Source organism: Methylobacterium sp., from assembly GCF_019750675.1.
Classification (GTDB): domain Bacteria; phylum Pseudomonadota; class Alphaproteobacteria; order Rhizobiales; family Beijerinckiaceae; genus Methylobacterium.
Window position 1 is genome coordinate 1 of the sequence record NZ_JAIEOF010000356.1, and the last position, 22122, is coordinate 22122.

Genomic DNA, 22122 nt, shown 5'->3' on the forward strand with positions numbered 1-22122 from the left:
CTATCGTGACGTGCCTCCTCAGCCCGAGGCCGGGTACCCGGAGTTCCACCAGCCCGCCCCCCCGGCGCACCAGCCGGAGGAGGAGATGCTGTTCGGCGCTCCGGCAGCGGAGGTGCCACAGCCTGCCGCCGAGCCGGAGCCCCAGCCGGAGCCGGAGCCGGAGCCCGTGATCCTGCGCCCTGCCCTCGCCGAGCCCGAGCCCGTCGCACACGAGCCCGTCTCCGCGCCCGTCGCGCACCAGCCCGAGCCGGAGCCCGTCGCGCCCGTGCCCGTCGAGGCGCCGCCGGCCGAGCCGGAGCCTCCTGCGGAGCCGGAGCGTCAGGTGGTGGGCACCTACGCCTCGGGCGGCAACACCTACGTGATGTTCTCGACGGGGGTGATCGAGGCCGAGACGCCGCGCGGCCGCTACACCTTCGCGTCCCTCGACGAACTCAAGGCCTTCGTGGAGGCCGGCGGAGAGACGGACGCGCGCGGGGCTGCCTGAGGATCAGGCGAGCGGGTTGAGGGCGTCGTTGCGGACCGGCAACGGCGCCAGCATCGTCAGGCAGAACCCGTCCGGCGGGTACTCCATCGTCACCTCGGCGCGGACCTGGGCGGTGAGCACGCGCTGGAGCAGGCGCGAGCCGAAGCCCTGGCGCTTCGGGGGGCTGACGGTGGGTCCGCCGCGCTCCACCCAGGTGAAGTGCAGGGTGCCGGCCGGCCCGCCGGGCTGCAGGTCCCAGGTGATCGCGACCCGGCCGTCGCGGGTGGAGAGGGCGCCGTACTTCGCCGCGTTGGTGGTGAGTTCGTGGATCGCCATGCCGATCGGCACCGCGAGTTCCGAGGACAGGTCGACGGAGGGCCCGGCGAGCTGGATGCGGGCATCCCTCTCCCCGTCGAGGGCCCCCTCCGCATAGGGCTTCAACTCGTTGACGAGGAGATTGCGCAGGGACGCGGTCTGCCAGGTGTCCTCGGTGAGGACCGAGTGGGTGTGGGCCAGCGACATGATCCGCCCCACGAAGGCCTCGTAGAAGCTCTCGATGCTGGAGGCGGTGCGCGCGGTGGAGCCCACGATGGCCTGCACGGTGGCCAGGGTGTTCTTCACCCGGTGGTGCAGTTCGCGGATCAGCAGGGTCTGGCGTTCCTCGGCGAGGCGCCGCTCCGTCACGTCGGCCACCACCCCGATCAGGCGGCGGGGCAGGCGGTGGGTGGCGTCGCGCTCGAAGCGTCCGGCGAAGTCGAGGGTGCGCCAGGCCCCGTCCCCAAGGCGGCGGATGCGGCCCGTTGCCTCCAGCACGCTGTCCTCCCGCAGCGCACGGGTGATCGCGGCGCGGAAGGCCGGGCGGTCCTCCGGGTGGAGCACGGCGTCGAGGAACTCGCGCTTGCCGAGCGCGCCGTCCGACGGCGCGCGCCCGAAGATCGCGAACATGCGCTCGTTCTCCCAGATCGCCTGGTCGTCGAGCATGTGCCACTCGAAGATGCCGAGTTCGGCCAGCGCGGTGGCGATGCGCAGGCGCTGCTCGCCGGCCCGCAGGGCGTTGCGGCCCTCCACGCGGGTCGTGATGTCCTCGATCACCCCCACCACGGCGACGGGCCGGCGCCCGCCATCGGGCCCGAGGATCGCTTGGCCCCGCACTTCGGCGTTGATGGCGACGCCGTCGCTGTCCCGGCGCAGGCGGCATTCCAAGGCGAAGGGCCGGGTGTCGCGCAGGGAGGCGCGCACCTGGGCGCGGATGCGGTCGGTCTCGCCGGGCTCCAGGGCGGCCTGGAGGGTCGTCCAGGTGACGGCCGCCCCCGGGGCGTGACCCAGGATGTGCGCGGCCCGGCGCGAGAGCGCCACCTGCCCGTCGCCGAAATCGTAGCGCCACTCGCCGAGGCCGGCGGCGGTCAGGGCGGCCCGGTTCTCGTCGGCCCGCGCGACCTCGTCGGGATCGACGGCCTCGACCGCCAGCACCTGGAAATCGCCCCGCGCCGGCGAGGGCCGGATCCGCACGTCGAGGCCGGTCCCGTCCGCCCGCAGCCAGCGCCGGATGCAGACGCGCTGCGCCACGGCGCCGAGCACCGAGAGGGCCCGGCCGTTGAGGGCACCGGCGGCATAGCCGAGGAGGTCGCAGAGGGTGGGGTTGGCGTCCCGGATCAGACCGGCGCCGTCGACCACGAGGAGGCCCACCGGCGCCTGGGCGAACGCGATCGCGTGGAGGTGGGCATCGGCGGCGCCACTCATGCGGGTGATCGCATCACCCGTGCGGGCGACCGCATCGCCCGTTGAGGCGACCGCATGCCCCGTGCCCCCATGGCGGCAACCGAGGGCGGGTTCGATGCGTCCTGCACTCCACAACCTCACTCAGCCGGCCCGGCCGCGCGTCGGCGGTCCCACCCTCGTCGGCCGCCATCAGACAACCGAAGATCGGGCGGAACAAGGCCGCGCCGCGCGGGTCCCACGGGATTCCCGCTCGGCCGGCGCGTCCCGGGGCCGCCGGGGCGGCGCGCCGATGCTCAGGTGGGTGAGGCGCGCCGAAACTCAAGGTAGCTCGGCGGTCGACCGGCCGCTAGGGCCTTGGCCTCGTAGCGCGTGCCCGGCCAATCGGCCCAGGGCTTCATCCAGTCGGACGCCGTCGTCGCGGTCCAGGTCAGGTCCGGGCAGCGGGCGGCCCGCACCAGGGTCCAGCCGGCATAGTCGTCGATGTCGCTGGCGAAGCGGAAGACACCGCCGGGGCGGAGCACCCGGGCGATCTCGGCGAGCGCACCGTCCGAGACGAAGCGGCGCTTGCGCTGCCGGCGCTTGGGCCAGGGATCGGGGTAGAGCAGGTAGACCCGGGCGAGGCTCGCATCCGGCAGGGCGGCCAGCAGCGCCGTGGCGTCCTCGTCCCAGATCCGGACGTTGCGCAGAGCCGCCTCGTCCACCGCCCGCAAGAGCTTGACGACGCCGTTCACGAACGGCTCTGCGCCGATGATGCCGGTGCGGGGATGGGCGCCGGCCTGGGCCGCGAGGTGCTCGCCGCCACCGAAGCCGATCTCCAGCCAGACCTCGTCGGTGGGGACCGGGAACAGGGCCTTCGGATCGAGGAACTGGCCGGCCGGCGGCAGGGCCAGACGCAAGCTCGGCAGCAACTCGGTGAGGCGCTGCTCCTGGCCGGCGCGCAGGCGCTTTCCCTTGCGGCGGCCGTAGAAGGCGCGCTCGGCGCCTTCCGCAGTCTCCACAACGTGCCCGCCCGCATCATCGGCCGGATGCCCGCCCGGATGGGGCGGGAGGTGGTCCCGCCCCAGGCTCATGGGGTCAGGCCAGGGCCGACTTGAGGCTGTCGGCGAGGTCGGTGCGCTCCCACGAGAAGCCGCCATCGGCCTCCGGGGCGCGGCCGAAATGGCCGTAGGCCGAGGTGCGGGCGTAGATCGGCTTGTTGAGGCCGAGCTTCGTGCGGATGCCGCGGGGCGACAGGTCGAGGGCGTTCATGAGCACGTCCTCGAGCCGGGCCTCGTCCAACTGGCCGGTCCCGTGCAGGTCGACGTAGATGGAGAGCGGCTTGGCGACGCCGATCGCGTAGGCGAGCTGGATCGTGGCCCGCGTGGCGAGACCGGCCGCGACCACGTTCTTGGCGAGGTAGCGGGCCGCGTAGGCGGCCGAGCGGTCGACCTTCGTCGGGTCCTTGCCCGAGAAGGCGCCGCCGCCGTGGGGAGCCGCGCCGCCGTAGGTGTCCACGATGATCTTGCGGCCGGTGAGGCCGGCATCGCCGTCGGGACCGCCGATGACGAACTTGCCCGTGGGGTTCACGTGCCAGACCGTTTCCTCCGAGACCCAGTTCTGCGGCAGGGCGGCGAGGATGTAGGGCTCGACGATGGCGCGCACGTCGGCGGAATCGAGGCTCTCGTCGATATGCTGGGTGGAGAGCACGATCTGGGTGACGCCCACCGGGCGGCCGTTCTCGTAGCGCACCGTGACCTGGCTCTTGGCGTCGGGGCCGAGCTTGGCGGCGTCGCCCTGCTTGCCCTTGCGCGCGTCGGCGAGGTCCTTGAGGATCTTGTGGGCGTAGTAGATCGGCGCCGGCATCAGCTCGGGCGTCTCGTCGGACGCGTAGCCGAACATGATGCCCTGGTCGCCCGCGCCCTCGTCCTTGTTGCCGGCCGCGTCGACGCCCTGGGCGATGTCGGCGGACTGGGCGTGCAGGTGGATCGCGATGTCGTTGTTCTTCCAGTGGAAGCCCGACTGCTCGTAACCGATGTCCTTCACCGCCGCGCGGGTGAGCTCTTCCAGATGGTCGAAGGTCACCGAGTCGGGGCCGCGCACCTCGCCCGCGATGACGATGCGGTTCGTGGTGGCCAGTGTCTCCACGCCGAGGCGGGCTTCCGGCATCGCCGCGAGATAGGCATCCACGACGGTGTCGGAGATCCGGTCGCAGACCTTGTCGGGATGCCCTTCCGAGACCGATTCGCTCGTGAAGAGGTAATTGGAACGCGGCATGAAGGGCCCCCAAGTCTAGGCGCGCCCAACTTGTCGCGGCGCTTCACCTGATCTTTCGAGGGGTGAGTGTCTGGCAGCCGCCCCCGGATCGGTCAAGCCGAAAAACCGGATGAATCCGCCAAAACAAACGGAGCGTCCGTTAAATCAGCCGCCGAGCCGCCGGTCGAGAACTTTCAGTGCAGCCGCGATCCGACGCTTCTCCTCCTCCGAAAAGTGCTCGGCCACGTGCCGGGCCACGACCTCCGCGAGCCCTTCCCAGGAATCCTTCGGGGAATCCTTCGGGGCATCCTGCGAGGACGTGCTCGGCGAACGAGCGGCCGCATCGTAGGGTTGCTGCGGCAGCTCCGAGAAGCCGGGGACATCCGGATCCGTTCGGTCCAGCCCGTCGAAGAAGTAGGCGATGGGGACGCCCGTTAGGCGGCTGAAAGTGTCGAGATGCAGGGCGCTGATGCGGTTCGTGCCCTTCTCGTACTTCTGCAGTTGCGCGGCCGACATGCCGAAGCACTGGGCGACCCGCTTCTGGGTCAGCGACGCCTTCTTGCGCTGCTCGGCGATCCGCTGCCCCACATACGCGTCGCGCGCATCGGTCTTCTGCCCAGCCATTCGCCCGTCCCGTGCTCAGCGCCGCGCCCGTCCCGGAGGCGTATCCGGACTCGCCGGAACCGGCGTCGCGCCGCCCCCATCCTGCGGCGGCGGGACGTTATGTCCAGCCATGGGGCGCGTCAAACCGGCCACGCTTGCCCGGCTCTGTCACGGAACTCTCCCGTCACGCTCTCTTGCCGGTCTCATTTGCCGGTCTTCATCGCTCCGAAGGTCCGCCCGCCTCCGCACGGGCGTTCCGGGCCGCGGGCCTCAGACGAGGTCGCGCTTCAAGGCGTGCGTCGCCCGGCCCCAGCCCGTCTCCGCATCGGGATTGCGCAGTTCGCGCATGCCGGGCGCCCGGCCGGTCGTCAGATAGACGATCAGCGTCAACACCAGCATCACCTTCGCGGTCATCGCATCCACCCTCTCTCGAGGCGGAGCGTCTAACCGCGGATGCGAAGCGTGGCCTTGCGGTGGCGCACATTTGCAGTGGCTCACAGTTGCAGTGGCTCACCTGGGCATCTCACCGTCCCGCCACCGAGGACGCATTGCCCGAAGAATGACCTCGCCCAAAATCGGCGCGATTTCAGTCAGTTCCCTTGACCGAACGTGGAAGAACATTCAGCACGCCTATATTTCTCGCAACAGGCTGTTTAATGAGCGAATCCACGATGCAAATGCAGGCGACCATGCCTATACTCTAGTCCTGGCACAGCGCGAGCGCAGTGCACCAAAGGACATTATCGCTCATGACTATGGGGCACCATCAACACACCGCGACGATCCTTCCCTTTCCGGGGCGAGCCGGTTCGGCGGGCAAGGGCACGACCAGGAGCGCGGGCACGATCACGAGCCTGACCGCCGGGTCGTCCGGGCGCGACAAGCCGCGTCAGCCCGCGCAGCCCTGCTTCATGGATAGCTGGTATCACCAGGCGGCGATCGACGAGGCGGCCACGGCCATCAAGCCCTGATCCGGCGCATCCCGGTTGGCCGGGTCCGTCGGCCCTAGTGGACCGAGCCGTCCCCCCTCCCCGTCATGGCCTCGGCGAAGGAAAATTCCAGGATCACCGCGCCCTCCGCATCGGTGACCACGAGGCTCGCGCCCATCAAGCGCGCCTGGTTGCGCGGCTCGGCCATCATGGCGCGGATGGTGTCGCGGGCGGTCGTCCAGGCCGCGTCGGGATCGCGCAGATCCGTACCGACGGGATCAGCGACGACGTCCGCGCCGACATGCGTATGGAAGAAGTAGCGGGGCATCCGCACGGCTCCGGGCGCGCTGCGCGCCGCTTCGGGTAACGGCATCCGGGCAAACCGGCCCGGACGAAGTTTCGTATGCTCGGCGCACCCCGGAGGCGTAGATCTCCGCACCGGTATGGCCCGGCGCTTCTCGCTATCGCTTCTTGCCCAGCTCGGCCGCGATGTCCTTGGTCATCCGGCCGACCTTCCGGTGCGCCGCTGCGAGCTGGTCCTGGGTCACACCCCAGCGCTTCATCCAGAACTCCACGGCCTTCCGTTCGGAAAGGTCCAGGCGGTCCTTGTCGATGAAGCCACGCTTGTCCTTCAGACCGGCCATGGCAGTTCCTCCTGGGGGACGCGGACGGCCGTCAGCCCTCCTGCGTGCCCTGGCGCTCGGCGAGCGCAGCATCATATCCGGCGGTCCACTGCGCGTGGGCCTCGGTCCCCTCGGCGTAGGGACAATCCGCCCGCGCCAAGCCCTTGCCCGGGGCGTAGAAGCCCAGCGCGTAATGATCGAGATTGTCGTCCGGCGGCTCTGTCATGCCCGACAGATAGGGCGCCCCGCGCGCGCTCCAAGCGGTGCCGCCTCGGGCCGAGAGGTGGTGGCGTCCCCGGCAGGTCTCGAACCTGCGACCCCAGGTTTCATCCCACTTCGGCTTCCGCCGCCGCCCCCTGTGCCAGGGTGCGTTCGTGGTCTGGACTATCCCTTCACCCTAGGCGCCGTTGCCGGAGCCCTTAGGTGCCGCCCGTCTAGTCTCTACACCGTCCCGGCGCCCGCGGAACGGGCATCGGGCTTGGCTCGGGATCGGCCGCGTCCGAGCGGACGGTGGGCGTTCCCCGAATTTGAGCGGATCCGCCGCGCGGTTTCCCCTCGCGACGCCCAATTGTGATCTAGGAAACCTGTGCTCTGTCCAGCTGAGCTACGGAGACTCACCGAGGGCGTCCTAGCATCATCGCGCCGGGCCGCCAACCGGGGGCGACACCTGTGTCTCTCCTGCCGCAATGCGACATGAACCGTCCGCCCGGCGGCCCGGGCTTCCTTGCCGGGGGCCGGGTCCGGGCGGCACAATGGGCTCGGATTTGAACAGGGCGGCCGGGAGCGGGCATCGTGACGGGGGCGCATCGACGATCGGCGATCGGGGGCGGGGCGCTCCTCATCGGCGCCCTCGCGGCCGCCGGGCCGGTGCGCCCGGCCGTGGGCGCCACGGCGGAATGCCGGGAAGCCCCGGCCCGCAGGGACAGCCTGGCGGGCCTGGGCCTGCGCGGGGAACTCGCCCTCGCATCCGGCGCCCGCGCGGTCCTCGCGGGCATCCACTGGCCGGAAGAGGCGGGCGCGGACGCGGCCGCGCGGGCCTGGCTCCTGGCCCATCGGGGGCGCAGCCTCACGCTGGTGGCTCGCGGCGAGACGGACCGCTGGGGCCGGGACCAGGTGGATGCCAGCCTCGAGGGCGCGGCCAGCGCGGCGCCCGCCCCCTCGGACCCGACGCCGGTCGATCCGACGCCGGGCGAGTTGGCGCCGATCGATCTGGCGGGCGGCCTCGTGGAAGCCGGGCTCGTGCCCGTCGATGCGGGGGAGCGCGAGACCCTGTGCCGGCCGGCCCTCCTCACCCTGGAGGCGGGCGCGCGGAGGGCGGGCCGCGGCCTCTGGAGCCAGGCCGGCCCCGGGGTCCGCGACGGCGCCGCCCTGAGGGCCCGGATGGGACGCTTCGTGGTGGCGCAGGGCGCCGTGCTCCGGGTCGGCGAGCGGGCGCGCCGGACCTATCTCGACTTCGCCCGCAAGGGGGAGGACGGCCTCACCGTGACCGTGTCGAAACGCACTTGGCGCCGGTTGCAGGAACGTGGTTTGAGTGCCGAGAGTCTGCGGGGCCGTGAGGTCCGCGTCCGGGGCCGGCTCGAAGCCTGGCGCGGTCCGACCCTCGACGTCGCGAGCGCGGACGTGATCGAAATTCTGGACGGGGAGCGGGCGCCGCGGCGCTGAACGGCATGGTCTCGATGATAGGGATGGCCTCGATCGTGATCCCCCGGGCGGACGGCCCCTCCCTCCAGCATCGGTGCGGTGCCAGCCGTCCCGGCGCGAGCCGGCGCGGGGGCGCCGGGCCGGTCTGCGCGGCCCTGCTCGCGGGCGGCCTGCTCTCGGGCTGCATCGGCGACCAGTCCGGCCCCGTGGCGCAGCCCGCCGCGATCGCGGTGCCGCGCGAGGCCCCGCGCACCACCGGGCGCGAGCGCGCGGGCTCGGATGCCGACCACGCGAAGCTCGTGTCCTCGTTCGGCGGCGAGTACCGGGCGCCCGCGAGCCTGCGCCTTCTCACCGAAGTGACGGACCGCCTCGTGCGGGCCACCGACCGGCCCGAGGAGACCTACGCGGTCACCCTCCTCGATTCGCCCGTCATCAACGCCTTCGCGCTGCCCAACGGCCGCCTCTACGTCACGCGCGGCCTGCTGGCGCTGGCCAGCGACACCTCCGAGATCGCGGCGGTGCTCGCCCACGAGATCGCCCACGTCACCCTGCGCCACGCCACCGCGCGCACCGAACTGGCGCTCCGCTCGCAGCTCGTGAGCAAGGTCGTGGCCGACGTGCTCAACGATCCGGCGACCGGCGCGCAGCTCCAGGACCAGTCGAAGTTCGCCCTGGCACGGTTCTCCCGCGACCAGGAGCTGGAGGCGGACGGCGTGGGCGTGCGCACGCTCTCGCGGGCGGGCTACGATCCCTTCGGCGCCGGGCGCTTCCTCACCGCCCTGAACCGGACCACCGCCCTCAAGACCGGCACCGGCATGGCCGGCGAGCCCGACATGCTGGCGACCCATCCGGGCACCGCGGAGCGCATCACCCTGGTCACCCGCGCCGCCCGCCTGATCGGCGCGCCGGGCCTCGGCGTCGACGAGCGCGCCCGTTACCTCGCGGCCGTCGACGGGATCGCCTACGGCGACAACCCGGGCGACGGTCTCGTGCGTGGGCGCCGCTTCCTGCATCCGGGCCTCGGCATCGCCTTCGAGGTGCCGGAGGGCTTCGGCATCGAGAACACCCGCAACGCGGTGCTGGGCACCACCGGCGAGGGCAGCCGCCGGCTGCTGTTCGACCAGGTCGAGAGTCACGCCGGCCAGGGCCTCGACGAAGTTCTTAAGGCGACCTGGAACGACGTCATCGAGCCCGGCTCCGTCGAGAACCGCATGGTGGCCGGCAATGCGGGCGTCACCGCCCTGTCGCGCGGCAAGGACTGGACCTTCCGCCTCGCGGCCATCCGCATGGGGGAGCGGACCTTCCGGATGATCATGGCGGCCAAGGGCGGCACCGACCCGGACGGGGCCTTCCGGCGCTGGACCGAGAGCCTGACGGCCCTCGACCCCGCTGAGGCCCGCGCCCTGCGGCCCCTGCGCCTCGTCGTCGTCACCGCCGCCCCCGGCGAGACGGCCGAAACCCTGGCGCAGCGCATGGTGGTCCCCGACAAGGCCCTGGAGCGCTTCCTCGTGCTGAACGGCCTGGAGCGCGGTGCCGGCGTGCGCGCCGGCCAGAGCTACAAGGTCGTGGTGGAATAGCCGGATCGGCCCAAGAGCGCCTGCCGCGAAGCGGCGGCCAGCGCAGGCCCGGGTCTGCGGGCCGATATCCGCGAAAAATCGTCGCAGTCGTACGATCAGGTCCACGGCCGGGCTTCGTTTCCAGCATCCTGAGAGCCGCAACCGACGACGGCACCCACAAGACGTCCGTACATTTGTCCGCAACCTTAGCGAGAGCCGTGCTGCAGCGCGATCTCTGCTTTAGTTTGAGCGATATTAGCTCAAATGAACGCACGGCTTTTTATCGAGACGAAAGATGAACCTGAGGCTATAGTTCGACCGCCTCCGTCTCCACCGCCATACACCCCCCTCCGGACGGTGCAGCGTCCCTGCGTCATCGAGACCCGACATGTTCGAGACCCTGACAGGCTTACTGGACCGGAACGGCCTGTCTCCACACGGGATCTGCCTGCTGTGGCGCCCCGAGCTGATCTGGACCCACGTGGCCTCGGACGCCATCATCGCGCTGGCCTACTTCACGATTCCCGTGGCGCTCGGCGTCTTCGTCACGCGCCGGCGCGATATCGTGTTCGGGTGGATGTTCTGGGCCTTCGCGGTCTTCATCCTCGCCTGCGGCACCACCCACCTGTTGGAGATCTGGACCCTGTGGGTGCCCGACTACGCCCTTGAGGGCGCCGTGAAGGTGATCACGGCGGCGGCCTCGATCGTCACCGCGATCCTGCTCTGGGTGCTGCTGCCCCGGGCCCTCGCCCTGCCCTCGCCGGCGCAGTTGCGCAGCGCAAACGCCGCGCTCGAGGCCCGGATCCGCGAGCGCGACGCGGCCCTGGACGCCCTGCGCGAGGCTTACGCGGAGCGCGACCGCGCCGAGGAGATGCTGCGCCAGACCCAGAAGATGGAGGCGATCGGGTCCCTCACGGGGGGCGTGGCGCACGACTTCAACAACCTCCTCGGCGTCGTCATCAGCAACCTCGATCGCATCGAGCGCTTCCTGCCCGCCGAGAGCGGGGCGCAGCGCTCCCTGCGCGGGGCCATGGACGGGGCCGAGCGGGCGGCCGTCCTGGTGCAGAAGATGCTGGCATTCGCCCGGCGCCAGCCCCTGCAGGCGGCGCCCGTGGAGCCGAACCGGCTGATCCACGACCTCGGCGAGCTGCTGCGGGGAGCGCTGGATACGGTCGAGCCGCCGGTCCTGGATCTGGCGCCCGACCTCTGGAGCATCCGCGTCGACGCCAACCAACTCGAGAACGCCCTGCTCAACCTCTCGGTGAACGCCCGCGACGCGATGGCGGGCAGCGGCCGCGCGGTGATCCGCAGCCGCAACGTGCCGGCCGCCGAGGCGGCCCGGATCCCCGGCCTGGAGGCGGTCGATTACGCGGCGATCGGGGTGGAGGACAGCGGCACCGGCATGAGCGCCGAGGTGATGGCCCGCGCCTTCGAACCGTTCTTCACCACGAAGGCGGTCGGCCAGGGCACCGGCCTCGGGCTCAGCCAGGTCTTCGGATTTACGAAGCAATCGGGCGGCCACGCGGAGATCGTGAGCCGGCCGGGCCTCGGCACCACCGTCTGGCTCTACTTGCCACGCGACCGGACGGGCGTATCGTCGCCGGTGCCGGACACGGAGCCCGCGCGGACCACCCCCACCTCGCGCCTGGGCTTCGCCTGAGGACGGGAACCATCCGGAGACACCCGCGAACATGAGCGCGCGCATGAAGGGAAGAGCATGAAGGGACGCGCATGAGTGCATCGCCCAAGCCCCGGGTCCTGATGGTCGAGGACGAGTCCATGCTGCTCGAGGTCATCACCGCAGATCTGGAGGATGCAGGCTTCGGTGTCCTGCAGGCCGCCACGGCCGAGGTCGCCATCAACATCCTGCGCACCGAGGCCTTCGTCGACGTGCTGTTCACCGACATCCGCCTGCCCGGCCAGATGGACGGCTGGCAGCTCGCCGAGGCCGCCCGGGCCCTGCGGCCGGACCTGCCCGTGATCTACGCCACGGGCTTCACGCAGACGCCCCCGCGCCTGATCGAGGGCAGCGTGTTGCTCACCAAGCCCTACCGGGCGGCGGCCGTGATCAAGGCGATCACGGCCTTCACGGCGCCGCCGGAGGCGTGAGCCCCCTGCCCGGTCCGACCCGTCGCGCGGTCGCGGCGAACGGACTCGCGGGCGCCGCCCTGCTGGCTGCTCCGGGATCGGCGGCGGCGGGCGCGTCCGACGGGACGGCGCGGGAGAGCCGGCCCCTGCGCATCGCGATGTTGCTCTACCCGGGCATGACCGCCCTCGACCTCGTCGGCCCGCAGGCCCTCCTCGCCGGCATCGCCGCGGGCGGGCTGCACCTCGTCGCACGCACGGCCGGGCCCGTGACTTCGGATACAGGCCTGGCGCTGGTGGCCGGCGACAGCTTCGAGACCTGCCCGCGCGACCTCGACGTGCTGTTCGTGCCGGGGGGCGACGGCACGCCCGCCCAGATGCGCGACCCCGACACCCTCGCCTTCCTGCGCGACCGGGCGGCGCGCGCGGGCTGGATCACCAGCGTCTGCACCGGCTCGCTGATCCTCGGGGCGGCCGGCCTGCTTCGGGGCTACCGCGCCACCTCGCACTGGTGCGTGCGCGACCGGGTACTGCCGCGCCTCGGCGCCATCCCGGTGGATGAACGCGTGGTCTTCGACGGCAACCGGGTCACGGCGGCGGGCATCTCGGCGGGGCTCGACTTCGCCCTGGCGCTCTCCGCCCGTCTCGCCGGGTCCGAGGCGGCGCGCACGAGCCAGCTCGTGGCGGAGTACGCCCCGGCGCCGCCCTTTGCGGCCGGAACGCCGGGAATGGCCGGCCCGGCCATCACCGCCCGCGCCCGAGCGATCCTCGGCCCGCTGATCGACGGCGCGGACGCCGCTGCCGCCGAGGCGAAGATCACGGGTCCGTGATCGGAGCGCGGCCTGAAACCTGCTGGTGCAGGCATTCGCCGTTTGCCACCGCATCGGGCAATCGCCAAGATCGCCGCGCAATCGTCAAGACCGGCCAAGACCGGCCAGGATCGCGGATCACGCGCTCCCCACCAGGATAGGACCCCACCCATGGCATCCGGCCTCGCGGGCGACCTCACCCGCACGAAATCCCTGGACCAGCTGAACAGCGATGCGGAGGGCGGTGAGCACAAGCTCGCCCGCACCCTCGGGCCCTGGAGCCTGGTGGCGCTGGGCATCGGCGCGGTGATCGGTGCCGGCCTGTTCTCGCTCACCGGCATCGCGGCGGCCGAGCATGCGGGGCCCGCGGTGGTGATCTCCTTCGCCATCGCCTCCATCGCCTGCGCCTTCGCGGGCATGTGCTACAGCGAGCTCGCCGGCATGATCCCGGTGGCGGGCTCGGCCTATACCTACGCCTACGCCACCATGGGCGAGTTCGTGGCCTGGATCATCGGCTGGGACCTCGTGCTCGAATACGCGGTGGGCGCCGCCACCGTCTCGGTGAGCTGGTCGAGCTACGTCACGCGCTTCCTGCGCGACACGCTGGGCATCAACCTGCCGCCCGCCCTCGTGCATTCGCCCTTCGAGACCTACAAGCTCGCCGACGGCGGCGTGGCGCACGGCCTCGTCAACCTTCCGGCGATCTTCATCATCGTGGCGGCCTCGGCGCTCCTGATGATCGGCATCCGGGAATCGGCCCGGGTCAACGCCGTGGTGGTGCTGGTCAAGCTCGCGGTCGTGGCGGTCGTGGTCGGGGTCGGCCTGTTCTACGTCAAGGCGCAGAACTACGTGCCGTTCATCCCCGAGAACACCGGCACCTTCGGCGAGTACGGCTGGAGCGGGATCATGCGCGGCGCCGGCGTGGTGTTCTTCGCCTATGTGGGCTTCGACGCGGTCTCCACCGCGGCGCAGGAGGCCAAGAACCCCCAGCGCAACATGATGATCGGTATCCTGGGGTCGCTCGCCATCTGCACGGTGATCTACATCGCCTTCGCGGGCGTGCTCACCGGCCTCGTGCATTACGACCAGATGAAGGGCGACGCCGCGCCCGTGAACACCGCCATCGCGCAGACGCCGTTCCCGTGGCTGCGCAGCCTCGTGACGCTGGGCGTGATCGCGGGCTTCTCCACCGTGATCCTGGTGCTGCTGCTCGGCCAGAGCCGGGTGTTCTACTCCATGAGCCAGGACCGGCTGCTGCCGGGCTTCTTCTCCAAGATCCACCCCACCTGGAAGACGCCCTACCGCTCGAACCTGTTCTTCATGGTCTTCACCAGCGCGCTCGGCGGTTTCCTGCCGATCTCCCAGCTCGGCCACATGACCAGCATCGGCACGCTGCTGGCCTTCATGCTCGTCTGCGTCGGCGTCATCATCCTGCGCCGGACCCAGCCGGATGCGCGGCGCGACTACCGCACCCCCCTGGTGCCCCTGGTGCCGATCCTCGGCATCGTCAGCTGCTTTGCCATGATGGTGTCGCTCGATGGCGAGACCTGGCTGCGCCTGCTGATCTGGCTCGCCGTCGGCCTCGTCATCTACTTCGCGTGGAGCCGCCGCCACAGCCGGGTCGGGCGGGAAGAGGCAGCCTGAGCTCGGAATGCGCTCCACGGTCCGGGGTTATCGGATCCGAGCGTCGGAGTTTCCCAGGATAAGCGCGTTCCCCTCCCCCTCGTGGGGAGGGGTCAGGGGTGGGGTGGCTCCACCTGCCTCAGCCGGCTGAGGGTCACCCAACCACCCCCACCTCCAACTCCTCCCACAAGGGGGAGGAGGGCCGAGCCTCGCCTCAAGCGCTGCGCGCAAGCGCCAGCATCGGCAGCGCGCAGGCCGGCTCGCCCACCGCGATGGTCTGGCGCTCGCGGGCGATGAAGGCGGTGGGCATCACGGCCTGCATGTCCGCCTCCACGCTGAGCAGCATGGTGTCGGTGTGGCAGGGATGCAGGTGGATGATGGCGAGCGCCTTCACGCCGGCGGCCTGGGCGAGCTCCACGCCCTTCTGCCAGGTCGAGTGGCCCCAGCCCCGGCAGACCGGGTACTCGCCTTCCGTGAACATGCCGTCGTAGACGACGAGGTCGGCGTCGCGGACGAACTCCATGAGGGTGGTGTCGGGCCAGGGGTCGCTGTGCTCGATGTCGCTGATCACGCAGAGCCGGCGCCCGGCATGCTCGAACCGGTAGCCCACCGAACCCTGCGGATGATTGAGCAGGATGGTGTCGACGGTGGCACCGTCCGCGAAGGTCAGGCGCTCGCCCGCCCGGAAGCCGTGATGGGCCAGCCGGCAGGGAATGATGTCGAGGGTGACGGGAAACAGCGGCGGCGAGAACAGCCGGTCGAGGGCTGCCGCGGCGCTCGCCCCGTCGAGGTTGCCGCAATAGGTGTTGAGGGTCCGGGAGGGATCGAGCACCACGGGCTTGAAGAACGGCAGCCCGGCGGTGTGGTCGAGGTGCAGGTGGCTGAAGAGGAGGTCGATCTCCTTGGGCATCCCGTCGCGGTGGTGGCGACCGCAGGCGTTGAGCCCCGAGCCCGCATCGATCAGGAACAGGCGCGTCCCGCAGCGGATCTCCAGGCACGGCGTGTTGCCGCCGAACTCGGTGTAGTCCGGACCGCTGACGGGGGTCGAACCGCGCACGCCCCAGAACTTCAGGGTGAGGCCGTCTTCCGTGTCGGGACGCGGGGAAAGGGTCATCGTTCGATTACCATGTGCCCCGATCCCGTGACGGTCGGGAGCCCTTCGTCGCGCCGACATGATTCAATCCTCACGGGTCGGCGAGCGGAACAGTGCCGGGATCGAAGTGGAATAAGTCTTGAGGTAGTAAGCCGCTTCCATTGCCGATGTGCGAGCCCGCACATGGCCCCGACCCGTGCCGGGGCGGACGGGGAACCGCGGCGACGGCGCAACAGGCCGAACCTCACCGCTGCGCCACCGGCCCGATCGCGGGCGGCGCGAGCCCGGCCGGCGGCGGCAGAACGCCCGAGAGGCTGAGGCCGACGAGGCGCGGCCAAGTCTCCGCATAGGTGGTGACGAGGGGCGCGAAGGCCGGTCCCGTCCGTTCGTAACTGGGCACGAAGCCGGGCATCCGGGTACGCGACAGGACCGAATCCGGCGCGATCCAGCGCGACCACACCGCCTCGGCCACCTGGACCGGGCGCGGCCGCGCGGCGATGACCACGACCTCCTGGCCCGCATAGGCCAGGGCCTCCGGGCGGCTGACGTCGCCGAGGGGAGTGCCCTTGGCGGCCAGCGCCGCCCAGAACGGGTGCTGCGCACCGTCCGAGTAGGTGGTGCGGATGGCAGCACTCCCCTCCTCCACCAGGGCCGCGATGCGTGCCTCCTCGGTGCTGCGGTAAGCGACGGCCAGGGCCTCCTTGGCGGGGTCCTTGAAGGGGGGGAAGACGTAGCGCCCGGCGGCGACGCCGACCACCGGCTCCTCGCCGGTGGCGTCGAAGCGGTCGGCGCCCTCCTTGAGCTGGCGCCAGAAGGCGATGTTCGGGTCGGTGCGGTAGCGGGCCATGTTCGCCGCCGTCATCCGAAAGGGGAAGGACTGGAACTGGAACGCGGCCTGCCCGCCCGCGAAGGCCTCGCGGGCGATGGCGTAGATCTCGCCCACCACCCGGTCGGTCATGGCAAAGCAACCCATCGAGGAGCAGACCCCGTGCACCATCACGGCGGAGCCGGTGGAGCCCTGGGCGCGGTCGTAGGCGTTGGGGTAGCCGACGTCGAAGGAGAGGTAGTAGCTCGAATTCGGGTTCATCTGGCGCTGGGGCACCGTGTAGAACCCCTCCGGCGTCTGGCGGTCGCCGGTCTTGCGCTTGGGCCCGAGCTGGCCCGACCAGCGGCAGATCGGGAATGTTTTCACGTGAACGAAGCGGCCGCCGGCGGCGCGCTTCCAGACCTCGATCTCGGATTCCTTCTTGTAGGCCCGGAACAGCACCGGCGCGGCGGCGGTGGTGCCCTTGGCCTGCATCAGCGCGAGCGTCGCGGCCGGGATCGGCGCGGAAGCCTTGCCCGGCTCGGCCGAGGCCGGGCACGCCAGCGCCCACAGGACGAAGAAGGCCGGCGCCGCAAGCTGGATCGACGTCCGGCGGGCCGGTTTCCGGGACAGAGAGACCATGCACGGCCCTGAAGAGCGATCCGTCCGCTGGCGGACGCCCGTGCACGATGCACGCCCTCCTGCCTATCGCATTCCAATGGGGCCGCAATAGGGGCGGCCCCGAAACGGGCCGCTCAGGCGGCCAGCACGCCGTTGCGCTCGACGCGCAGCACCGCGTCGAACGGCTCGGCCGCCTGCAGGATGCCGTCGTCGGGCAGGCAGACGATGAGACCCCGCCCGGCGCGGGCAGCGCGCAGGGCCGCGAGGCGGTCGCGCATCGCGGCGCTCTTGCGGTCCTCCAGGGCGATCGCCACCACGACGATGTCGGGGCGGCGCACGAGGCAGCGGGCGAGGTCGATGGCCACGCGCTCGCGCGGGCCGATGGCGTTCTCGCCGAGGCTGGCGCCCCCGCCGGCCAGACCCGGCTCCACCCGGCTCTCCAGGCCGAGGCGGTAGACGGCCGGCTCCAGGCCCTCGTCGGCGAGCACCCGGCGCACCAGGGCCCGCACCCGGGCCTCGGCGCCGGCCTCCTCGCCGTTGATGCGGCCGAACAGGACGTTCTCCTCGAGGCTGGCGGCCGCCGTGAGCCGGTCCGGATCGTAGAACTCCACGCCGCCGCGCAGGTGCGGGGGCATCAGCCGCGCGAAGGAGCGGCGGGCCTCCACCAGCCGCCCCTCGAAGGCCGCGTCGATGAGGCCGAAGCGGTGGCGGGTCTCGCTGTAGCGCAAGGCGAGACCGATCAGGCGCTTGCGGTCGCGCTGGCCGGCGGGGCCCCGCCGCAGGCCCGTCGCCTCGGGCTGGCGGCCGACGAGATCCTCGAAGAAGCCGCGCTCGGAGGCCGGAAACAGGGAGAACGTCTCGAAGAGCGGATGGTCGTCCGGCAGGTCGGCGAAGATCTCCACGAGGCTGCGGGCGACCTGCAGGCCGATCTCCGTGAGGGGCCGGCTCAGGCCCTCGGCCTCAAGCACGGCGCGCAGATACGGATGGGCGGCGACGTGCTCGGCCGCGAAGGCCGGCCCCACCGCCTCGCCGAACAGGATGTTCTCGCCCACCGTGGCCTGGTGGTTGTAGCGGGCGGGGTCGAACGGCTCCACGAGGCGCCCCGCCTTGTCGGCGGCCAGCGCCTCGCGCACCGCGTGGCGGGCGGCCACAACGGCGCGGGCGATCTCGGGCTCGGCGTTCGGGTCGACGGTGCCCTCCAGGCCGCGGGCATACGCGAAGGCGTCGAGGCCGGTGATCCTCAAGGTGGCGATGAGCTCGTCCCGGTCGGGGACGTGGCCGGCGCCGTAGAGGATGTTCTGGCGCAAGGTCCCCTCGATGAGGATGGCCTCGGCTCCCGCGAGCGCGATGCGGCGGGCGCGCTCCTCGGGCTCGAAGGCACGCAGGTCGAGGCCCGCATAGGTCACCGCGCCGGCCGAGGGTTCGAGCTGGCCCGCCAGGATCGCGGCCAGGACCCGGCTGCCGCTGCCGCGCTCGCCCAGGATGGCGACGTGGCCTGGCATGGGCAGGGCGACATCGACGCCGGCCAGCCGCTCGCCGGTGGCGGGGTCGTAGGCACCGACCCCCCGGGCCACCAGGGCGCCGGATTCGGGGAAGGCGGCGCCGCCCGAGCGGACGGGCGCGCGGGTTTCCAGGGCCGGCACGCCGAGGGCGACCTCGCGGAACGGCCCGGCCAGCGCGCCGTGCAGGCCGACGAGGCGCAGGGCCACGCTGAGGGCCACGACCGCCAGGGCGAAGGCGCCGCCGGCGGCGAGCACCGCCCCCGGCTCCACGGGCTCGGTGGTCCCGTCATGGCCACGCCAGAGGGCCACCGCCACCACGATGGCCGGGAGCAGGATCGCCAGGGCCATGGAGGGCGCCCGGGCCAGGGCGAGGCGAGAGTCGGATGCCGCCAGGGCGTCGCGGGTGGCCGCGCCCTTCGCGGCGAGGCGGCCGCGCTCGAAGGCCGCCGCCCCGTGGGCCCGCACCGCCGGCATGCGCCGGATCAGGTCGGCCAGCGCCCGCCCCGCGGTGCCGCCCGCCCGCAGGCGCAGGACGGCGCGGTCCTGGACCCGCCGCTGGATCAGGATGCGGGCGAGGCCCGCCGCCAGCAATCCGGCCGCCACGGTGGGCAGGAGGCGCGGGGCCGCCATGCCCGCCAGGACGAGGGCGAGCCCGGCGCTGCCCAGGGCCAGGGCCGGCACCAGGATCGCCAGCCCGAACAGCGTGTCGAGGCGGGCCAGCAGGTCGCCGAGGGTCTGCGCCAGGGCGCGGGCCTCATCGCGGGCGCTCGGCGGCGCGCGCAGGATCGCCTCGGTGACGCGGCCCTGCAGGGCCGCCACGGTGCGGGCCTGCGCCCGGAAGCAGAGGCGGGCCACGGCCCAGCCGAGGCCGGCCGAGGCCAGGGCGGTCGCCGCGAGGCCGAGGAAGGCGGCGCGCACCAGTTCGGCCGCCGGCAGGGTCCAGCCCGGAAAGGCCACGAAGGGCCCCTCGGCGGCGGGCCGCCAGGGCAGCGTCGCGGCAACGCGCAGGAACTGGCCGGTCGCCGCGCCGTCATGGACCTGCATGCCCACGAGGTCGCGCAGGCACAGGAGCGCGAGCAGTGCGAGGGGCCCGCCGAGGCCGAGGGCCAGCCCGACCGCGGCGACATGCTCGCGCCGCGCGGTCCGCCAGGTGAAGGCGATCGGATCGCGGTCCATCGGCACCCTGTGTCCACGACGCCCCGGGAAACGGGGCCCGGGGAGCGGCTTAGAGGATCGTTCCGGCGGGCGAAAGCGCGGGGGCGCACGGCGGCGTGCCCGGTCGCCCGAACCCCGGCCGAACAAGTGCCGGCCGCAAAATCGGTGACCCCTTCGGCGAAACCTGCTTTAGAGTGGATGGCCCGGCGGGTCCTCCCGGGCTCCGCCGCCCCGCAACGCCCCTCTTCATTCCACGCGAAATCCCCCGAACCTCCATGTGCGAACTGCTCGGCATGAGCGCGAACGTGCCCACCGACATCCGCTTCTCCTTCGCGGCGCTCGCCCGGCGCGGGGGCGAGACCGGCCCGCACGCCGACGGCTGGGGCATCAGCTTCTACGAGGGACGCGGTGCCCGCGCCTTCCACGAGCCGGAGCCCAGCGCGCAGTCGGAGCTCGCCCGGCTCCTGCGCCGGACGCCGATCAAGAGCCGCATCGTCATCGCGCACGTGCGCAAGGCCAATCGCGGCCGGGTGAACCTCGAGAACACCCATCCGTTCAGCCGCGAATTGTGGGGCCGGCGCTGGACCTTCGCGCATAACGGCCAGCTCAAGGGCGTGAAGAAGTGGCCGCTCACCTGGTTCAAGCCGGTGGGCTCCACCGACAGCGAGCACGCCTTCTGCTGGATGCTCGACCAGCTCCAGCAGCGCTGGCCCGACCTGCCGAGCCCGGCCCGGATCGACCGGGCGGTGGCGGACCTCTGCGCGGAGCTGCACGGGCTCGGCGTGTTCAACATGCTGCTCTCCGACAGCCGCACCCTCTACGCCCATTGCGGCAAGCGCCTGTGCTACCTCACCCGCTGCGCGCCCTTCGGCACCGCGACCCTGGTGGACGAGGACTGGCGGGTGGACTTCGCCCAGGAGACGGGGGCGAAGGACGTCGTCACGGTGATCGCCACCAAGGCGCTGACCCGCGACGAGTGCTGGATCGACGTGGAGCGCGGCCACGTGCTCTCCTTGCGCGACGGCGCCGTGCGCATCCTCAAGCCGGCGCCGACGAAGACCGGCGGGGCCAAGCCCCCGCGCGCCACCCGCGTGCCTTCCCCCTGCGGCTGTTGATGCGGCGCCGGCCACAACCGCCACGGTTTCCCGGCGGGATGCGTCACCGGCACAGATGCGCTACAACGCCCGACATCAGTGGACCGCGCGGGTGCTTCTCGGACGCCTCGGGCCGACACGAACCCTGACCGCCCCAGATTACGACGAGCCATGACACGCGACGTGACCGACACCGCCCCCGACGCCCTGTCGGTCTCCGCCGACGGCAGGCCGAACCTCTCGTCGAACATCCGCACCCATCTGGGCGAGCACCTGCGCACGGTCTACGACCGGCTGCCCACGGACGAGCAGCCGAGCCGCTTCGCCGAGCTCATCGAGCAGCTGGAGGCCGCCCTCAAGGCGCGCGGCGAGGCGATCGAGCCCGAGTTCCGCAACGGCCTGCTGGCCGCCGTGCCGTCCCTGCGCGCCTTCGCGCTGTCGCTGACCTCGAACCCGGCCCGCTCGGACGACCTCGTGCAGGACACCCTGCTGAAGGGCTGGCAGCACCGCGCCCGCTTCCAGCCGGGCACGAACCTGAACGCCTGGCTGTTCACGATCCTGCGCAACATCTTCTACTCGGACCACCGCAAGCGCGTGCGCGAGGTCGAGGACCAGGACGGCTCCTATGCCGCCCGCCTCGCCACCGCCCCGCACCAGGGCGACCGCCTCGACGTGGAGGACCTGCAGACGGCTCTGGGCAAGCTGCCGCCGGACCAGCGCGAGGCCCTGGTGCTCGTGGGTGCCGAGGGCGTCTCCTACGAGGAGGCCGCCGCGATCATGGGCTGCAAGGTCGGCACCGTGAAGAGCCGTGTCAGCCGCGCCCGCGGCCGCCTCGCCGAGCTCCTGGGCTACGACGAGGAGGACCTGAGTTCGGACCGGCTGATCCAGTCGGCGATGCCCAAGGACGCCTGATCCCGGACGTCCGCGACCGCCTGCTCGACAAAGCTCCAAAGGCGCCCGCCGGAGCAGTGGACGCGGCCGCCGGCTCCGTTCGCTCCCAGAACTTTCGACGCATCCCTTCCGGGATTTGCACGTTACTGCCCTGAACCCGGCAGCGCTTCACAGCGTCGCGGGACCAAGTTCAGGAGCACTCATCATGAACCTCAAGACTCTTCTCGCCGCCTCTGCGATCGCCCTCAGCCTGCCCATGGCCGCCCAGGCGCAGGGCCTGGTCCGTGGCGCCGAGCGCGGCGCGCAGGACGGTGCGGACGCGGCCGGCCCGATCGGTGCGATCGTCGGCGGTGCTGTCGGCGCGGCCACCGGCACGGTGGGCGGCATCCTCGGCGTCGACGACCGTCCCCGCTTCCGCAGCTACGTCACCCGCGAGCGTCGCTCGTCCTACGATTACAACGGCGACGTCCGCGTCGGCACCGTGCTGCCGAGCTCCGGCGTGACCTATTACGAGGTTCCCGCCGAGTACAACGCCCGCGGCGCCCGCTACACCATCGTCAACGATCGTCCGGTGCTGGTCGACCGTGGCCACCGCATCGTCGAGGTGATCGACTGATCCGCCTCCGTCGCGCTCGACCGCGACGGAGCGAAGGCCCCCGGCGCCCGGCGCAGGGGGCC

21 protein-coding genes and 1 pseudogene are annotated in these 22122 nt (G+C 71.9%); 11 read left to right on the forward strand and 11 right to left on the reverse strand.

Translation table 11 applies throughout. From position 1 onward, the window contains the following. Positions 1-484, forward strand: a pseudogene (locus K2X24_RS18050) (hypothetical protein); the annotation flags it as partial. A gap of 3 nt (positions 485-487) precedes the next feature. Here K2X24_RS18050 and K2X24_RS18055 read toward each other — a convergent pair. From K2X24_RS18055 to K2X24_RS18075, 5 genes are all read right to left on the reverse strand, one after another. Next, the gene (locus tag K2X24_RS18055; protein ID WP_292499743.1) at positions 488-2203 is read right to left on the reverse strand and encodes an HWE histidine kinase domain-containing protein; all 1716 of its coding nucleotides are present in this window, start codon (positions 2201-2203) and stop codon (positions 488-490) included. A 272-nt stretch (positions 2204-2475) separates the two neighbouring features. After that, complete coding sequence (locus tag K2X24_RS18060) at positions 2476-3252, reverse strand: tRNA (guanosine(46)-N(7))-methyltransferase TrmB (RefSeq protein ID WP_292499745.1); 777 nt, start codon at positions 3250-3252, stop codon at positions 2476-2478. 4 nt (positions 3253-3256) lie between these two features. Continuing rightward, on the reverse strand, positions 3257-4435 hold the full coding sequence (gene metK, locus K2X24_RS18065; protein WP_292499747.1) for a methionine adenosyltransferase: 1179 nt from the start codon (positions 4433-4435) through the stop codon (positions 3257-3259). A gap of 144 nt (positions 4436-4579) precedes the next feature. After that, a complete protein-coding gene (locus K2X24_RS18070) occupies positions 4580-5038 on the reverse strand; it encodes a helix-turn-helix transcriptional regulator (RefSeq protein WP_292499749.1) in 459 nt (152 codons plus the stop codon). A gap of 249 nt (positions 5039-5287) precedes the next feature. Further along, positions 5288-5431 (reverse strand): hypothetical protein, encoded by a 144-nt coding sequence (locus K2X24_RS18075; protein WP_292499751.1) that lies wholly within the window; start codon positions 5429-5431, stop codon positions 5288-5290. Positions 5432-5766: 335 nt separating this feature from the next. Here K2X24_RS18075 and K2X24_RS18080 point away from each other — a divergent pair, with 335 nt between their 5' ends. Then, the gene (locus K2X24_RS18080) at positions 5767-5988 is read left to right on the forward strand and encodes a DUF2735 domain-containing protein (protein WP_292499752.1); all 222 of its coding nucleotides are present in this window, start codon (positions 5767-5769) and stop codon (positions 5986-5988) included. 34 nt (positions 5989-6022) lie between these two features. Here the strand turns inward: K2X24_RS18080 and K2X24_RS18085 are convergent, their stop codons facing one another. The 3 genes from K2X24_RS18085 to K2X24_RS18095 form a co-directional block, all read right to left on the reverse strand. Then, positions 6023-6274, reverse strand: a complete 252-nt coding sequence (locus K2X24_RS18085; protein ID WP_292499754.1) for a hypothetical protein — start codon at positions 6272-6274, stop codon at positions 6023-6025. Positions 6275-6407: 133 nt separating this feature from the next. Next, positions 6408-6590, reverse strand: a complete 183-nt coding sequence (locus K2X24_RS18090) for a DUF3606 domain-containing protein (protein WP_055957170.1) — start codon at positions 6588-6590, stop codon at positions 6408-6410. Between the two features lie 31 nt (positions 6591-6621). Further along, positions 6622-6795 (reverse strand): ribosome modulation factor, encoded by a 174-nt coding sequence (locus tag K2X24_RS18095; protein WP_292499758.1) that lies wholly within the window; start codon positions 6793-6795, stop codon positions 6622-6624. A gap of 566 nt (positions 6796-7361) precedes the next feature. Here K2X24_RS18095 and K2X24_RS18100 point away from each other — a divergent pair. The 6 genes from K2X24_RS18100 to K2X24_RS18125 all read left to right on the forward strand — a co-directional run bounded on the left by K2X24_RS18100 (position 7362) and on the right by K2X24_RS18125 (position 14304). Then, a complete protein-coding gene (locus K2X24_RS18100; protein ID WP_292499759.1) occupies positions 7362-8231 on the forward strand; it encodes a DNA-binding protein in 870 nt (289 codons plus the stop codon). A gap of 23 nt (positions 8232-8254) precedes the next feature. After that, positions 8255-9787: a M48 family metalloprotease gene (locus tag K2X24_RS18105; RefSeq protein ID WP_292499761.1), complete on the forward strand. Its 1533-nt coding sequence runs from the start codon at positions 8255-8257 to the stop codon at positions 9785-9787. A gap of 367 nt (positions 9788-10154) precedes the next feature. Then, the gene (locus K2X24_RS18110) at positions 10155-11426 is read left to right on the forward strand and encodes an ATP-binding protein (RefSeq protein WP_292499763.1); all 1272 of its coding nucleotides are present in this window, start codon (positions 10155-10157) and stop codon (positions 11424-11426) included. A gap of 71 nt (positions 11427-11497) precedes the next feature. Next, complete coding sequence (locus tag K2X24_RS18115) at positions 11498-11875, forward strand: response regulator (protein WP_292499765.1); 378 nt, start codon at positions 11498-11500, stop codon at positions 11873-11875. A 137-nt stretch (positions 11876-12012) separates the two neighbouring features. Continuing rightward, complete coding sequence (locus K2X24_RS18120; RefSeq protein WP_292499788.1) at positions 12013-12681, forward strand: DJ-1/PfpI family protein; 669 nt, start codon at positions 12013-12015, stop codon at positions 12679-12681. Positions 12682-12831: 150 nt separating this feature from the next. After that, positions 12832-14304, forward strand: a complete 1473-nt coding sequence (locus tag K2X24_RS18125; RefSeq protein WP_292499767.1) for an amino acid permease — start codon at positions 12832-12834, stop codon at positions 14302-14304. Positions 14305-14497: 193 nt separating this feature from the next. On the opposite strand, the gene K2X24_RS18130 is transcribed toward K2X24_RS18125, so the two are convergent. The 3 genes from K2X24_RS18130 to K2X24_RS18140 form a co-directional block, all read right to left on the reverse strand. Beyond that, positions 14498-15397, reverse strand: a complete 900-nt coding sequence (locus K2X24_RS18130; RefSeq protein ID WP_292499768.1) for an MBL fold metallo-hydrolase — start codon at positions 15395-15397, stop codon at positions 14498-14500. 223 nt (positions 15398-15620) lie between these two features. Further along, on the reverse strand, positions 15621-16823 hold the full coding sequence (locus K2X24_RS18135; RefSeq protein WP_292499769.1) for a murein L,D-transpeptidase family protein: 1203 nt from the start codon (positions 16821-16823) through the stop codon (positions 15621-15623). A 113-nt stretch (positions 16824-16936) separates the two neighbouring features. Further along, positions 16937-19480, reverse strand: coding sequence for an ABC transporter ATP-binding protein (locus K2X24_RS18140; RefSeq protein ID WP_292499771.1), 2544 nt, complete (start codon positions 19478-19480; stop codon positions 16937-16939). A gap of 254 nt (positions 19481-19734) precedes the next feature. Here K2X24_RS18140 and K2X24_RS18145 point away from each other — a divergent pair, with 254 nt between their 5' ends. The 3 genes from K2X24_RS18145 (at position 19735) to K2X24_RS18155 (ending at position 22060) form a co-directional block, all read left to right on the forward strand. After that, the gene (locus tag K2X24_RS18145) at positions 19735-20574 is read left to right on the forward strand and encodes a class II glutamine amidotransferase (RefSeq protein WP_292499773.1); all 840 of its coding nucleotides are present in this window, start codon (positions 19735-19737) and stop codon (positions 20572-20574) included. Positions 20575-20724: 150 nt separating this feature from the next. Next, entirely contained in the window at positions 20725-21465 is a 741-nt protein-coding gene (locus K2X24_RS18150; RefSeq protein WP_292499775.1) for a NepR family anti-sigma factor, read from the forward strand. 184 nt (positions 21466-21649) lie between these two features. Continuing rightward, the gene (locus K2X24_RS18155) at positions 21650-22060 is read left to right on the forward strand and encodes a DUF1236 domain-containing protein (RefSeq protein ID WP_292499777.1); all 411 of its coding nucleotides are present in this window, start codon (positions 21650-21652) and stop codon (positions 22058-22060) included. Positions 22061-22122 lie beyond the last annotated feature (62 nt).